At 54.7% G+C, this 14,029-nt stretch carries 13 protein-coding genes; 12 read left to right on the forward strand and 1 reads right to left on the reverse strand.

Features of this window, described 5'->3' with window-relative positions; all coding sequences use genetic code 11:
• The first annotated feature begins 19 nt into the window (after positions 1 to 19).
• From CLV84_RS15165 to CLV84_RS15215, 11 genes are all read left to right on the forward strand, one after another.
• Complete coding sequence (locus CLV84_RS15165) at positions 20 to 913, forward strand: c-type cytochrome (protein WP_245911525.1); 894 nt, start codon at positions 20 to 22, stop codon at positions 911 to 913.
• Between the two features lie 52 nt (positions 914 to 965).
• The gene (locus tag CLV84_RS15170) at positions 966 to 2,630 is read left to right on the forward strand and encodes a hypothetical protein (protein WP_211295266.1); all 1,665 of its coding nucleotides are present in this window, start codon (positions 966 to 968) and stop codon (positions 2,628 to 2,630) included.
• Between the two features lie 129 nt (positions 2,631 to 2,759).
• Positions 2,760 to 4,277, forward strand: coding sequence for an OmpA family protein (locus CLV84_RS15175; protein ID WP_104420619.1), 1,518 nt, complete (start codon positions 2,760 to 2,762; stop codon positions 4,275 to 4,277).
• Between the two features lie 35 nt (positions 4,278 to 4,312).
• Positions 4,313 to 6,169, forward strand: a complete 1,857-nt coding sequence (locus tag CLV84_RS15180; protein WP_104420620.1) for a cytochrome c oxidase subunit I — start codon at positions 4,313 to 4,315, stop codon at positions 6,167 to 6,169.
• A gap of 92 nt (positions 6,170 to 6,261) precedes the next feature.
• The gene (gene cyoE, locus CLV84_RS15185) at positions 6,262 to 7,173 is read left to right on the forward strand and encodes a heme o synthase (protein WP_104420621.1); all 912 of its coding nucleotides are present in this window, start codon (positions 6,262 to 6,264) and stop codon (positions 7,171 to 7,173) included.
• Positions 7,173 to 7,772, forward strand: coding sequence for a cytochrome c oxidase subunit 3 (locus CLV84_RS15190; protein WP_245911526.1), 600 nt, complete (start codon positions 7,173 to 7,175; stop codon positions 7,770 to 7,772). Before cyoE ends, CLV84_RS15190 begins: the two co-directional genes overlap by 1 nt.
• Before the next feature lie 31 nt (positions 7,773 to 7,803).
• The gene (locus CLV84_RS15195; protein WP_104420622.1) at positions 7,804 to 8,847 is read left to right on the forward strand and encodes a cytochrome c oxidase subunit 3; all 1,044 of its coding nucleotides are present in this window, start codon (positions 7,804 to 7,806) and stop codon (positions 8,845 to 8,847) included.
• Positions 8,848 to 8,903: 56 nt separating this feature from the next.
• Positions 8,904 to 9,329: a cytochrome C oxidase subunit IV family protein gene (locus tag CLV84_RS15200; protein ID WP_104420623.1), complete on the forward strand. Its 426-nt coding sequence runs from the start codon at positions 8,904 to 8,906 to the stop codon at positions 9,327 to 9,329.
• Positions 9,330 to 9,450: 121 nt separating this feature from the next.
• Complete coding sequence (locus CLV84_RS15205; protein WP_104420624.1) at positions 9,451 to 10,095, forward strand: hypothetical protein; 645 nt, start codon at positions 9,451 to 9,453, stop codon at positions 10,093 to 10,095.
• 1 nt (position 10,096) lies between these two features.
• Complete coding sequence (locus CLV84_RS15210) at positions 10,097 to 10,693, forward strand: DUF420 domain-containing protein (RefSeq protein ID WP_104420625.1); 597 nt, start codon at positions 10,097 to 10,099, stop codon at positions 10,691 to 10,693.
• Between the two features lie 10 nt (positions 10,694 to 10,703).
• Positions 10,704 to 10,943, forward strand: coding sequence for a hypothetical protein (locus CLV84_RS15215; RefSeq protein ID WP_104420626.1), 240 nt, complete (start codon positions 10,704 to 10,706; stop codon positions 10,941 to 10,943).
• Here the strand turns inward: CLV84_RS15215 and CLV84_RS15220 are convergent.
• Positions 10,900 to 11,586, reverse strand: a complete 687-nt coding sequence (locus CLV84_RS15220; protein WP_104420627.1) for a metal-dependent transcriptional regulator — start codon at positions 11,584 to 11,586, stop codon at positions 10,900 to 10,902. The two genes, CLV84_RS15215 and CLV84_RS15220, sit on opposite strands and share 44 nt — an antisense overlap.
• A 72-nt stretch (positions 11,587 to 11,658) precedes the next feature.
• Here CLV84_RS15220 and CLV84_RS15225 point away from each other — a divergent pair, with 72 nt between their 5' ends.
• A complete protein-coding gene (locus tag CLV84_RS15225; protein WP_211295267.1) occupies positions 11,659 to 14,019 on the forward strand; it encodes a TonB-dependent receptor in 2,361 nt (786 codons plus the stop codon).
• Positions 14,020 to 14,029: the final 10 nt, after the last annotated feature.

Consider the following 14,029-nt stretch of genomic DNA (forward strand, 5'->3'; position numbering starts at 1 on the left):
GAAATTGCAACATCTGATCATGTCCCTCCTATTCGCGGTCTTGCTGACAGCATGCTCCGATGCCGAAGGCGAGTTTACCGGGAGTGAATACATGCCCGATATGGCCCACTCCATTGCCATGGAGGCCAATACGTACAACTACTACTATTACAATACCTGGGACGACCGTTCGACCATCAAATTGGGAGAACTGGCTTATCCGAAGTACACCGTAGATGGTACCGTGCCCCGCGGCTACGCCGGACAGTACATCCCCGGTATGCAGCCCCCCCGGACCCTCGACGACGCGGAAAGCATGCGGGGTTCGATCGTAGACAACGATTATCCGAATGCCATCGCTATTCCGACTAACGGTCACGTTCCATACTACTACGACGATACCCCGGAGGGCCGCGAAGCTGCCCTTGCGGATTTTGCGTCCAACCCATTCCCGATTACCGAGGAGGGGCTAGTGCGGGGCGGTAACCTCTACCAAATCTTCTGTGCCATCTGTCATGGGGAAGCCGGTGATGGCCTCGGCTACATTTACGATACCGACAAGAATCCCCAGGCAAAGTATCCCGCGGCTCCGGCCAGCTTTCTTCGGCCGGAGTTTGTGGAGGCTAGCAACGGCCGGTACTATCATGCCATTATGTACGGATACAACGTCATGGGTGCCTACGCCGACAAGATGAACTACGAAGAGCGTTGGCAGGTCATTCACTACATTCGCGCCCTGCAAGCCCGGGACACCGAAACGGAATACAACCAACAAGTGAATACCCTCAACGCGGGATTCGGTACGCCCGCCGGGGAAATCGATCCACTGGCCCAACAGGCTACGGATACCGAAACCCAGACCGGAGAGGCGCTGATCAGCGAAGCTGCTACCGACGAGGAAGGGGATTCCCAGTCCGGAATGCAAAAGAAATAAGAAACCCAACCATCCGGGCCGGCCTGCCGGTCCCCACCCGAATATCCCGTACATGGAGACTTTCGTTTTTTCTTCCCGCGCCAAGATTACCACACTCTCAATGATGGGGGTTGGTCTATTGTGCCTCCTGATCACCTTCTTCGCAGATGGAGGTGAGGGGCACCACATGCGCTTCTGGACCAACTTCCTGCACAACTCCGTTTTCTTTGTCGGCATCGCAGCCATAGCCGGTTTCGCGTTGGCCGCCTTCACCACGGCTTATGCGGGGTGGTTCGTGCAGTTCAAGCGAGTATGGGAGAGTTTTGGCACCTTCCTCCTTCCCGGCCTGTTTTTGTTGGGGGTGATTATGGTCGGACTATTTACCCACGGCCATCACCTGTACCACTGGAATGACGATGCTGCCGTGGCTTCCGACGCGATTCTGGAGCACAAATCTTCCTTTCTCAATAAGTACTGGTACACCTTCGGCACCATCGGGTTCGTCGGGTTTTGGTACTTTATGATTGGGAAGATGCGCAATATTAGCATCGCGGAAGATCTCGACGATCGCGATAACGAGTTCACCTACTACAAACGCTATAAGAAATACGCGGCGATCTTTCTGCCGATCTTCGGATTCACTTCCGCCGCTATGATATGGCAGTGGATCATGTCGATCGACAGCCACTGGTATTCGACCATGTTTGCCTGGTACGCCTCGGCCTCGCTGTTCGTAGCCATGACGGCCCTGACCATCATGCTGCTCATTTACCTGAAGTCACGGGGGTATTTTCCCGGGGTGAATGAAGAACACTTTCACGATCTGGGTAAGTACCTCTTCGCGATCTCCATCTTCTGGACCTACGTGTGGTTCAGTCAGTTCATGCTCATCTGGTATGCGAACGTAGGAGAGGAAACCATTTACTTCCGCGAGCGGATGCAAAACTACCCGGTACTGTTTTGGACCAACCTGGGGCTCAATTTCCTCTTGCCCTTCTTTGTGCTCATGCGCAACGATACAAAGCGTAAAATGGGAACCCTGTTTTTTGCCTCCGCGCTCGTCTTCTTCGGTCACTGGTTGGACTTCTTCTCCATGATCAAGCCCGGTGCCCGCCTTAGCCTTATCGAAATGACCGAGCACGCTGGCGGTCACGCGGAAGGGGAGGAGCACGCTGAAATGGGTGCCGCCCACGCGGAGGAGGACGAATTCGGCCACGATCAACACGCCGAAGGCCACGATGCAGACGAAACCGCTGCCCTTGCGCAGGGTGAGGTGGTTAGCGAGGGAGACAACCTCCAGGATCCCGCGGGGCGCAACGAGGATGCGATTGATAACGAGAATATCCACTTCGACGCATCCGAGGAAGAAGAAGGCGTACCAGTTGCTAACGAATTCCGCGGTGGACCGCCCGATACCCGTATGGGAGGCATTGACGAGCTCGCATCGGCTACCGACCGCACGGATGCGGATGTCTTCGAACCCAACCACTTCATCCAGGAGGAAAATATCGGCGACGATGAGATGCTTGGTCACCTAGAAGCCGCTGGCGGACACAGTGAGGCGCTGAGCGTCCTCGGGTTCAAGTCTGGCTACACCTTACCCGGTCTGCTGGAAATCGGCACCTTCATCGGCTTTCTTGGGGGCTTCCTGTTCTTCGTGCTGAGCAAGCTCAGCACCGCGAGAATGGAGCCGAAGCACGACCCATACTTGGAGGAAAGCCTGCACCACCACACCTAGGAAGAGCTTTGTTTAGACAAAATCTAAACAAGCATAAATAGGGTAACCATCCTCCTACGCACTCGTTAACTTTACATCCGGCGAACACGATATATGCCTCGCCGGTGCGAACGAAGCTAATTTAAAGCAATGACTACGCTGATCGTCTTATTCTGTATCGTCTTACTCCTGTTGATCATCTTTCAGATCGCTCGGGTCCGCGACTTGGCCAAACAGCTGCGGGGAAGCGAGGAGGTGGAGGCTACCAATGTCGCCAATCAGGCCCGGGGTTTGATGGTATTCATGGCCCTGTTGCTGATCATCACCACCGCATCCGCTTATTACTTTAAGAACTACATCTTGGGTTTTGGCCCGCACGAATCCGCCTCCGTTCACGGTGCGGAAATCGACAGCATGATGAAGTGGACGCTTGCCGTCACTTACGTGGCTTACATCCTGACCCATATTTTTCTGTTCTACTACGCTTACAAGTATCGGACCCGTAAGGGCCACCAGGCACAGTACATCAGCCACAACAATACCATCGAACTGGTATGGACCGGCATCCCCGCCATTGTGATGACCTTCTTGGTGGTCGGTGGTCTGGATGCCTGGAACACCATCATGAGTGACGTCGGGGATGATGACAACTACATGGAGATCGAAGCCACTGGGTTTCAGTTTGCCTGGACCATGCGTTACCCCGGTCCGGATGGTTTATTAGGTCGCAAAGATTTCCGGCTGATCAGCGGAGCAAACCCGCTGGGCCAGGACTGGACCGACCCGAAGAATCACGATGACATCGTAGTGAACGATGTTACGCTTCCGGTAGACCAGAAAGTTCGGGTACGTATCACGGCCCGTGACGTACTGCACGATTTCTACCTGCCTCAGTTCCGCGTTAAAATGGACGCCGTACCCGGGCTACCGACCTATTTCGTCTTCACCCCCCGTAAAACGACCAAGGAGTGGCGTCGGGGGCTGTCGGAGTATGCCGAATACCAGGAAATCGACCCGGCTTCGGATGAAGGACTTCCCTTATGGCAAACCCAGGACTTCGAGCTTGCCTGTGCCGAACTCTGCGGTATCGGTCACTATTCCATGAAGCGTACCGTAACGATCATGGAGCAGGAAGACTTCGATCAGTGGTATTCCCAGCAGACCAGCTACTACGAAGGTAACGTGAAGGGCACCGATGACGATCCGCTCTATATGGCGGAAATGAAAGAGCAGCGGGACGCATTTACCCAATTACTCAGCCAGTCGATTGCCACCCCGAGTCTCGAAGACAACGTTGTTCCACTACAGTACGTACGTTTTCAGGAAGCGGGAGAATTGTCCGAGGAGAGCTTTGCCCAATTGGATAACATGATTTCCTTCCTCGAAGAAAACCAGGGCTACTCGGCGATGATCATGGGACGCTCGGACAATGCGGGTGACGAAGACGTTACCGAAGACCTGAGTGGTGTACGTGCCCAAGCGGTTCGCCAGTACTTAATTGATAATGGTATCGATGCCGAACGGCTTGGTAGCCGTGGATCCAGTGGAACTACTTCCACCGCGACAAACCTCACCGAAGGCGGTGAGAATCGCAACCCCAGCATCGAAATTTATATTACAGAGGGAGAAGTCTCCGAGCCCCAAACGGCTAATCTTTCCTCGAAGTAAGCTATCCTAAAAGAAATACCTACAATCTAAATTCCATGGCTACAGCAGTTCTTACGACGGCCCCACTAAAGCGCGACGACGCGCTGATTGAGGAATTTGGTTACGACGATCACTTTCACGATCACCACCATGGTGATAAGTACCGGTCCAACTTCGTCAGCCATTACGTTTTCAGCATGGACCATAAAATGATCGCCAAACAGTTCCTGATTACGGGAATGGTGTGGGCGGTTATTGGTGCTTTGATGTCCCTCGTTTTCCGGATGCAGCTCGGTTTTCCCGAGGAGAGTCTGGCGTGGATCAAGCCGGTACTAGGAAAATGGATCACCGTGAACAGTGACGGGATCGGTACGCTGCAGCCTGACTTTTACTATGCTTTGGTAACCATGCACGGTACCATCCTGGTCTTCTTCGTCCTTACGGCCGGCCTATCCGGCACCTTCAGCAACCTGCTCATCCCCTTGATGATCGGTGCACGCGATATGGCTTCCCCGTTGTTGAACATGCTTAGCTACTGGTTCTTCTTCGTATCCGGTACGATCATGTTCGCTTCCTTGTTCTTATCTACCGGCCCCTTTGCGGGAGGTTGGGTAGCGTATCCGCCGCTTTCCGCGCTTCCGCAGGCAATGGACGGCTCCGGTGCGGGCATGACGCTTTGGACGATCTCGCTGGTATTGCTCGTTGTATCGCTGCTGCTGGGTGGTATCAACTACATCACCACCGTACTGAACCTACGTACCAAGGGTATGAGCATGTGGCGCCTGCCGCTTCCGATCTGGGCCTTCTTCGTTACGGCGATTCTGGGTCTGCTCTCCTTCCCCGTACTCACCTCCGCCTTTTTCCTACTGATGCTGGATCGCGGCGTGGGCACAAGCTTTTACTTGAGCGACATCTACATCGGCGGCGCTGCCCTCGACCACGTGGGCGGTAGTCCGATCCTCTACCAGCATTTGTTCTGGTTCCTGGGGCACCCAGAGGTGTACATCATCATCCTGCCCGCCTTCGGTATCGTGTCCGAAGTACTTTCGGTCAATAGCCGCAAGCCGATCTTCGGTTATCAGGCCATGGTGTTCTCCATCCTGGCCATTGCCTTCCTGGCCTTTATCGTATGGGCACACCACATGTTTATGTCCGGTGTCAACCCCTTCATCGCTAACTTCTTCGTAATCTTCACCCTGATCATCGCCGTACCCTCGGCGGTTAAGGTTTTCAACTGGATCGCGACGCTTTACGGGGGCAATATCCGGTTTAATCCGGCCAGCCTCTTTGCTATCGGCTTCGTATCCATGTTCATCTCGGGTGGATTGACCGGTATCTGGTTAGGTAACTCCGCCCTCGATATTCAGCTGCACGATACCTACTTCGTAGTTGCCCACTTCCACATCGTGATGGGGGTAGCAGCCTTCTTCGGAATGTTCGCCGGTATCTACCACTGGTTTCCCAAGATGTACGGTCGCTTCATGAACAAGACGCTTGGTAATCTGCACTTCTGGGGTACCATGATCGGTGCGTACTGTGTTTTCTGGCCGATGCACTACCTCGGTATGGCGGGTGTTCCCCGTCGGTACTACAGTTTCGACAACTTCCAGGCCTTCGGTCACTTCGATGGTATGAACAAGTTCATTACTATCGCTGCGATCCTCACGTTCGGATTTCAAATGCTGTTCGTGATCAACTACTTCTACAGCATCTGGAAGGGCAAGAAAGTGACCGAGCGCAACCCATACCAGGCCAATACTCTTGAATGGACCACGCCGATTCTTCCCGGACACGGCAACTGGCCCGGTAAACTCCCAACAGTACAGCGTTGGGCGTATGACTACAGCAAGGACGGTATCGACCACCTTTCTCAACTCCAGCCACCGCTGGAGGAAGAAAGCGCAGCGCATTAATTCACCCACGCTTCCGACGGGGGGCGACTGACTACACGCCGAGTGCACGAAATTTACTTTTCGGACACGGAATGCGTCGTTGTCATCTACATATGAAAAGCTCAACCACAAGTCAGGCCGTTACCTCGGATTTCAGCCGTACGCTGAATGATCTGTCCGCCCTGGTCAAGTTTCGATTATCCGCTACGGTCGTACTGTCCTCGGTGCTGGCCTACCTCGTCGCGCTCGGCGCCGGTGGCGTAAGTTGGTGGGCCATTGCCGTGCTCACGGCCGGTGGCTTCCTGACGACTGCCGCGGCCAACATTCTTAACGAAGTACTGGAGAAAGACTTCGATCGAGAGATGGCACGTACCCGTCAACGGCCGCTAGCGGAGGGACGTATGTCTACGAGCGACGCGCTGCTAATGGCCGGTTTCTCCAGCATGGGAGGTATCGCCTTGCTGGCGCTCTTCAATCCGTGGACCGCTATTCTGGGCATGCTCTCCCTTATGAGCTATGCTTTCGTGTACACACCGCTTAAGCGGGTGGGACCCGTAGCCGTACTGATCGGCGCTATTCCCGGTGCGCTGCCCGCCCTCATCGGCTCGGCGGCGGCGGAAGGCGCCATTACGGGACTGGGGGTGACGCTGTTTACTATCCAATTCTTTTGGCAATTACCCCACTTTTACGCGATCGGTTATCTGGGAGCGGATGATTACCGCCGTGCCGGCTTTAAACTCGTTCCCGAATTGGAGCAGGGTGGGGTGGATGCTAAAACCTTGGGCCGGGACGCTATCCTGGCTACGATAGCCCTGATTCCGCTTGCCGTTTTACCTTATTTCCTTGGTATAACGACCTGGTGGGCAGCCGCACTGGTGATCGTACTGAGCGTAATTTTTCTCCGTTTTGCCCTTTCTTTTTATCGTCGTCCGCAACGGACCACGGCCCTTCGAATGATGTTTTTCTCATTCGCTTACCTACCCCTGGCATTTACGATTTTCTGGGCCGGTAAAATGTTACTGTAATGAGTGCAATTGAAACAACCCTGGATCCCCGAATGGAAGCCTTGTCCCGGCGTAGTCGGCTGCATCCGTTAAAAATGCTGATGTACATCGGACTGGGTAGCCTGGTCATGATGTTCGTCGCGCTTACGAGTGCCTATATCGTACGCCGTGCTTCGGGAAACTGGCTGGAATTTTCTATCCCGACCATTTTCTACGTCAACACTTTGGTCATCGTCGTTAGTAGCCTAACTTTGCACGCCGCATACGGGGCCTTCAAACGGGAGGCCATGGGTGTGTACAAGGGTCTACTACTGGTAAGCTTCCTGCTCGGCATAGCCTTCGTTGTGCTACAGTTTATGGGATGGCAAGATTTGGCCGCCCAGGGCGTACCGCTGAAGATAAATCCTTCCGGAGACTTTATATACGCGATCAGCTGGCTGCATGCCCTGCACGTAGTTGGTGGCCTGGCAGCCTTGTTTGTCACCGTTCTGGTAGCGTACATTCGCCGCATTCGTAAAACCCCCGCCCGCCAATTACGGCTGGAGCTAACGATGATCTACTGGCATTTTGTAGATATTCTCTGGATTTACCTCATTATATTCCTTAGCCTCCAACGCTAGCTCGTTAGCAATTAACTAGAACCTTACCGACATGACCGAAGAAAGAGATACGGACATCATTATCGCCGAGGACGAAAAGCCCGAGTTAAATAGTGATTGGTCCGGTGGTGACCGGAAGCCCTTCCGTACTTCCTACGGGAAGCTGATGATGTGGTACTTCCTCCTTTCCGATGCCTTCACCTTCGCCGGATTCCTGATCTCTTACGGCGCGCTCCGCTTTAGCAGCCCGAGCTGGCCCGTTCCCGATAAGGTGTTTGCCACCGTTCCCTTCGGTATCAACGAGCTATTTCCAAACGGGGAAGCTCCCTTGATCTTCGTGACCTTCATGTCGTTCCTCCTCATCGTGAGTTCGGGCACCATGGTGCGTGCGGTACAGGAGGGCGCCCGGGAAAACAAACGGGGGGTCGTATTCTGGATGTTACTGACCGTAATCGGCGGGCTAGGCTTCCTCGGCTGTCAGGCCTGGGAATGGACGAATTTGATCGCAACGGAGAACATGACCGTTACTACGAATCCTTTCGGAACCTACACGGAAAACGGTTTCTACCTCGATCCGGAAACCGGCGAGGTCACCGATGAGCGGGTACTGGAGGGAGAAACCTACCTCCTTCACTTGGCGGGTGCGGAACACGGCGAAGAAGCAGCCGGAGACCATGGCGAAGAAGGCGAGCATTTCGCTTACGCCACTACGCCGGGTGATTATCCCGGATACGTCGTTGACGGTCAGCGTCCGGACGGTTCTGGGGTAGCCGGAGCAAAGCCATTCATACACCGCAAATACGTCGTCGCCGACGAAGAAGGTAATCTGCTGACGAACGAAGCCGGCAATCCCGTTCAGTTTACCCAGGAGTTCGGTCCCGTTGCCTTTGGTGCCCTGTTCTTCGGTATCACTGGTTTCCACGGTTTTCACGTAGCTACCGGGGTCATCTTCCTACTCATCATCATGATCAATGCGGGCGGCGGGGTATACGTAGCTCGTCAGAACGGTTACGAGATGGTCGAAAAGATTGGTCTGTACTGGCACTTCGTGGACCTTGTTTGGGTATTCGTATTCCTGGTATTCTACCTCCTCTGATCCGGCACCCGATAATCGAATTATTCTCCACTACCGTGGAATAAAGCATTTACGTTATGGCACAACATCTCAGCTACGAAGAATCGGTTCGTGGAGTATGGAAGGGATTAGCCCTTCTTGCGCTCGTCACCCTCGTAGAGGTTGCTCTCTCCCTCCTCAAGGCCGCGGAGTGGGCAGAAGACATCCGTATTCTGATTTACGTCGCATCCTTGCTGATTATCGGCCTGTCGGTATACAAGGCGTACTTCATCATTTACGAATTCATGCACATGGGGTACGAGGTGAAAGGACTGGCGATGACCGTACTGCTACCTACTATGTTGCTCATTTGGGCATTGATCGCGTTTTTCAACGAAGGCGATGCCTGGCGTAAAAGCCGGGAAAAGGTAATCTACAAGGATCAGCTTGAGGTGCCTACCGGTGATGATGTCGGCGCCATTTCTCCCCGGGAAGACGACCTTCTACTCGCACTTCCCGCTTAGCTACAGGCTGGGTTACTACCCATCCATCCCCGCATGCCTCTTTCACCTTACCGTCAAATTGACTGAAAGCTTCAGCCCTTTGCCCAAGCAGGCGTTTCCCTTTTAAAGCGCACTCTCGCCCATGGCCAATAAGAAGCAGATATTCAGTTCGCTAGTAGTAGTGCTGCTGCTGGTTGGCTTTCCCGCCGTTTCCTTTTACTATCTCAAGCAGGGAGCCGATTACCGACGATCGGCTCTCGCCGAACGGGAGGATTTTGGCAACATGCCGGATCTGTACCAATTTCCCGCCGTACGCGGGGAGTTGCCCGAAACCTTACGGGGAGCTATGACGGTGGTCGGATGGCTCGATCCCACCAAAGAAGCAGGCACTCGCATCTACGGGGAAACACTGGACAGCCTGTTCCAGCAGTTCGAGGAAAGTCCGAACTTATACTTTACCACCCTGATACTGGGAGAGAATCCGGAACAGGTAGCGGACAGCTTTGCCACGCGCTATAACCTTCCGGAAAACGACATGATTAGCTTCCTGCGTGCCGACGAACGCACCTTTGCCCGCAGTGCGGAGCAATTTAAGCTACCGCTCGGTACCTACGATTCCCCTGGCATCCAGCCGGTCGTGGCCCTCGTAGATAGCTCGCTGACCATCGTGAAACACTACGATCTGGCCCGCCGCGATCAGACGATCGGATTGGTCCAACTCATTTCCCTGATCATTCCCCTCCCCGAAAAGCAGGAGATCATCCTCGACCGGGGCAAAGAACTGTAGCATGCACGCCCGACCGCATCCCGAACTGGAAATCTATCCCGAGAAAGCGGGCTTACTAAAGATCCTCACTTACGTCTTTTCCGCCGCCGTGCTCGTGTTGGTATTCGTGATGCGTACCGTCAAAATACCCATCGACTGGGACGTCAGCTTCCTCCCCGCGGTCAACGCTACGCTAAATGCCTTCACGGCCGTAGCCCTCGTCTTTTCCCTTTACTTCGTCAAGCGTGGCCGGTTTGTGAGCCACCGGAATGCGAATATTACCGCCCTGGGATTATCGGTAGTGTTCCTACTTTGCTACGTTGCCTACCACTTTACTACCGACGAGGTAAAGTTCGGGGATACCAATTTAGATGGTCTGCTGAGCGATGCGGAGCGGGCCGCCGTAGCGGGCATTCGGCCCTGGTACCTGGTGATTCTCATTTCCCACATCACCCTCGCCGGCATCCTTTTGCCCTTTATTTTGTTAACTGTGGTAAGGGCCATTACCGGAAAATGGTCTCAGCACCGCAAGATGGCTCGTTATGTTTGGCCATTGTGGTTCTACGTTGCACTCACCGGCCCGATCGTTTACCTGATGCTTCGACCCTACTACCCTTAATCCACCCGTCATGAAAAACTTGCTGCCCCTTTCGCTGCTTTTCCTGCTATTCCTTTTCGGCGCTCCCGAGTTGATGGCCCAGTGCCCGATGTGTCGCGCCACTGCGGAAAGCAACCTGGCCAACGGAGGAACGGAAGGGCAGGGGCTCAACCAGGGTATTCTTTACCTCCTCGGTATGCCCTACGTGCTGGTAGGTACGGTTGCCTTCATTTGGTGGCGGAACCGGAAGAAGGATCATGAGATGGCTTAACCACGAGGAGTTGTTGTACCGTCGTTTCCGGTAGGGTCGTTTCCTTCCCGCCATAACTTAATCGCACGCTTTTGTCGTAGGCGTCTATCGCCTCGATTTTCATTAGTGTTCCCAAGCGCAACCCCTTTTCGTCGAGATACCGGAGGAAATCGGCCGATGAGTCGTTCAGTCCGGCCAGTACGACCACCGCCCCGGCTTGACATTCCCCCAGCCGCTCGCGGTCGGTACCGCGCAAGTTGCCTTCCCGGTCGGGGATAGGCGAACCGTGGGGATCGTAATTCGGGGAACCTAATAACTGATCCATTTTCTCGAAGAAGGCGGGACTGTCGATGTGCTCGATCTGTTCCGCTATGGGGTGTACTTCCTCCCAACCAAAGCCCATTTTCTTTACCAGGTACATTTCGGTCAGCCGGTGTTTGCGCACCACCAGGGCCGCCTGACGACGCCCCTGCTCGGTAAGCCGAAGGGGCTGGTATTTCTGGTAGTGAATCAGCCCCCTTTCACTCAGCCTGCGAATCATGTTGTTTGCCGTGGGTTTGCTTACCCCCAATTCCGTACTCAAGTCCGATATCGTCACGGCACCCGACTCCCGGGTAAGGGCGAGCATTGCCTTGAGGTAGTTTTCAACTGTGGGTGTTGCCATGGCCGAAAAGTAAGCAGAAAGATTTGTTTACAGAGTTAGATAATGCTAACTTCGTAATTACAGTAAGCTAATATGCGGCGAAAGACAGAAGGATGGCGGCGGAGCGCAGGAGGAAACGATTACCAAAAGGGAAAGCGAATAAATTCCCTCGACCGGCTCGGTTGTATCCTGGCCGTAATCCTGCTCAGTTACCTGGCCGGAGCGCAGTCGGCGACCCCGATGCCCCACGATCGGGTGGTTGCCGGAAGGGTCGTCGGTATTGATGGAGGGGGAGTGGCGGGGGTAACGATCTCCGTAATAGGGACGGCCGTTGGCACGTACTCCGACGAAACCGGCGCGTTTACCGTTCGGGTACAGGAAGCGGCGGATTCGCTATCCATCCATTTTACCCGTATCGGGTTCCACCCACACACCGAACGGGTGACCGGGTCTCCGAAACCGCTCTACGTCGTTCTGGAAAAGACCGCCGCGCTGCTGGACGAAGTCGTTGTCAGCGGCAGCCTACGTACGGTTTCCCGGAGCCAGAGCCCGGTCGCCGTGGAAGTTTATAGTGCGGAATTCTTCCGCGCGAACCCGAGCCCCAGTGTATTTGAATCCCTCCAGAATATCAATGGCGTTCGTCCCCAGTTGAATTGCAACGTGTGCAACACCGGCGATATCCACCTGAACGGCCTGGAGGGGCCCTACACCATGGTGCTCATCGACGGAATGCCGATCGTCAGCGGACTATCTACCGTGTACGGTCTTACGGGAATCCCGCAAAGCCTGATCGAGCGCGTCGAGGTGGTGAAGGGACCCGCTTCCACACTCTACGGCTCGGAAGCGGTGGGCGGATTGATCAACGTGATCACCAAACTTCCCGCCGATACCGACCGCTTTTCCGTCGATGTAATGGGTACGTCCTGGGGTGAGGTCAATACGGACATGGGATACCGCACCGCCATCGGACCATCCATTACCTCGATGCTGGGGATAAACTACTTCAACTACGAGCGGCCCCGGGACGATAACGGGGATGGGTTCACGGACATCGCCCTCCAGAACCGGATCTCCGTTTTCAACAAGTGGTCCGTTTCCCGGCCGGACGACAGGATAATGACCTTCGCTGCCCGCTATGTGTACGAAGACCGGCTGGGCGGGGAAGTGGGTTTCGATCGCCAATTTCGCGGAAGCGACAACGTCTACGGGGAAAGCATTTACACGAATCGTTGGGAGCTCTTCGGAACCTACGATCTCCCCCTGCCCGCAGCGTTCCGACTGAGCTACAGTCTGAACGGCCATTCGCAAAATTCGACCTACGGTACCACTATTTACCAGGCCCAACAATTCGTTGGCTTCGGGCAGCTGACTTATCATCCCGAATGGACCGGAGCCCACGATCTGTTAGCCGGCATCGCGTACCGATACACGGGATACGACGATAATACCTTCGCTACGGGAAGCGAAACAGGGAATCAACCCTCCTCCGTCTCCCTACCGGGCGCATTCGTACAGCATCATTTCACGCTGTCGCCCCGTAATCAACTGTTGCTGGGATTACGGTACGACCGGGACAGCCGGCACGGCAACATCCTAACGCCCCGCCTGAATTACAAGTGGAGCAACCACGCGGAAGACACCCAGCTCCGCGTAAGCATCGGCAACGGGTACCGGGTCGCCAACGTCTTCACGGAAGATCACGCCGCGCTCACGGGCGCGAGGGAGACGGTTTTTGCTGGCGAACTGCGACCGGAAACCTCTTGGAACGTCAACGTCAACCTACTGCGGAAGGTGTACGACTGGGATCCGGGTATACTCACCCTTGATGCCACCATCTGGTATACCCGCTTCGGCAATCGCATCCTTCCGGATTACGATACGGATCCCAACCGGATAATTTACGCCAATCTGAATGGCCACGCCGTATCAAAAGGAAGCAGCATTAATGCCGATCTGTCAATGACCAACGGCATCACTGCCCGGATCGGGTTTACCCTCCAGGATGTGTACACCGTCGAGCAGCAGTTGCGTCAGCGGCAATTACTCACTGAATCCGTAAGTGGAGTTTGGTCCCTTAACGTTCCGGTGGCTAAGGGATGGCAGGTAGACTACACGGGTAATGTGTACGGACCGATGGACCTTCCGCTGCTGGGATCATTGGATCCGAGATCGCCGAAGTCACCGTGGTTCAGTATTCAAAACCTCCAGGTACGGAGGAGCTTCTCGGCCTGGGAACTATACGGGGGCATAAAAAACCTGCTCGACTTTACGCCGCCCGCGAACGCTATTGCCCGCGCATTCGATCCCTTCGACCGGGACGTTGACTTTCAACCCGATGGAGCGGTCGTTCCGACGCCGGAAAATCCGTACGCGCTGACTTTCGATCCTACTTACGTGTACGCTTCCAATCAGGGAATTCGAGCTTTTGTCGGCTTTCGGTACCGGATCCGGTAAATTTGCGAAC

This window comes from Neolewinella xylanilytica, from assembly GCF_002934605.1.
Lineage (GTDB): Bacteria > Bacteroidota > Bacteroidia > Chitinophagales > Saprospiraceae > Neolewinella > Neolewinella xylanilytica.